Genomic DNA, 1,299 nt, shown 5'->3' on the forward strand with positions numbered 1-1,299 from the left:
ACAGAGTTTGACCCAGAAACCCCTTATCCAGTTATTGATTTAATGCCAGAACAAAAAGAACTTGAAGATAAGGGCGGTACAATGAGACTTGGTGCTTATAAATGTACTATAAAAGAGGGAACAAAGGCATACGAAATATACAATAAAAAGGAAATTTATGAAAGACATAGACACAGATATGAGTTTAACCCTGATTTTAGACCTTTATTAGAAGAAAAAGGTCTTATTGTTTCTGGTGAATATATCACAAAAAGACTTCCAGAAATAATTGAACTTCCAAATCACAGATGGTTTATTGGCTGCCAGTTTCATCCTGAGTTTAAAAGCAAACCTTTTGCACCCCATCCACTTTTTGAATCATTTGTAAATGCTTCATATTTGAATAAATTAGATAATTTGAATATTGACACTTAATATTAAATAGTTCATTTTTATTTTAGGAGGTAATAGTTGGAAGAGTTTACACCAAAGCAAATAGTTGAAGAATTAAATAAATACGTTATTGGTCAATATGAAGCTAAAAAATCTGTAGCAATAGCTCTCAGGAATAGATGGAGAAGGCAACAACTTCCAGAAGATTTAAGGGATGAAGTTGTTCCTAAGAATATACTTATGATTGGACCAACAGGTGTAGGTAAAACAGAGATAGCAAGAAGGCTTGCTAACCTTGTAAAAGCACCATTTATAAAAGTTGAAGCAACAAAATTTACAGAAGTCGGATATGTAGGTAGAGATGTTGAGGCTATTATAAGAGAACTTGCAGAAAGCTCTTTTAAAATGGTGAAAGAAGAAAAGATGGCTGAAGTTGAGGAAAAAGCTAAAAAACTTGCTGAAGAAAAAATACTTGATTATTTAGTTCCAAGAAAAATCAGAAGATTCTCAAATATTGAAGAAAATGAAACAGAAGAATCTCCGGCCAGAGAAAAATTTAGAGAAATGTTAAGGGAAGGTAAGCTTGATGATAGAATTGTGGAAATAGAAGTTGAAGAAAAACCTACAGTTGTTGGCGGTGTAATAGCACCTGGAATGGAAGATATAGAAAATCAGCTTAAAGATTTATTCTCAAGTTTGGCACCTTCAAAGAAAAAAAGAAGAAAAATGACTGTTAAGGATGCCTTTAAGTATTTAAAACAGCAAGAAGCAGAAAAACTTATAGATATGGATGAAGTTGCATCAGAAGCAATTAGAAGGGCTGAGAATTTAGGTATTGTTTTTATAGATGAAATAGATAAAGTGGCTGGTAAATCTTCAGGTTCAGGTCCTGATGTTTCAAGGGAAGGAGTACAGAGAGATTTACTC

1 protein-coding gene and 1 pseudogene are annotated in these 1,299 nt (G+C 32.9%); both read left to right on the top strand.

What is annotated here, in order from left to right:
* Positions 1-414 (top strand): annotated as a pseudogene (gene pyrG / locus HG1285_RS01155) (CTP synthetase); the annotation flags it as partial.
* 36 nt (positions 415-450) lie between these two features.
* Positions 451-1,299: ATP-dependent protease ATPase subunit HslU (hslU, locus tag HG1285_RS01150; protein WP_008289466.1), on the top strand; the 849-nt coding region annotated here is incomplete at its 3' end.

The organism is Hydrogenivirga sp. 128-5-R1-1 (assembly GCF_000171895.1).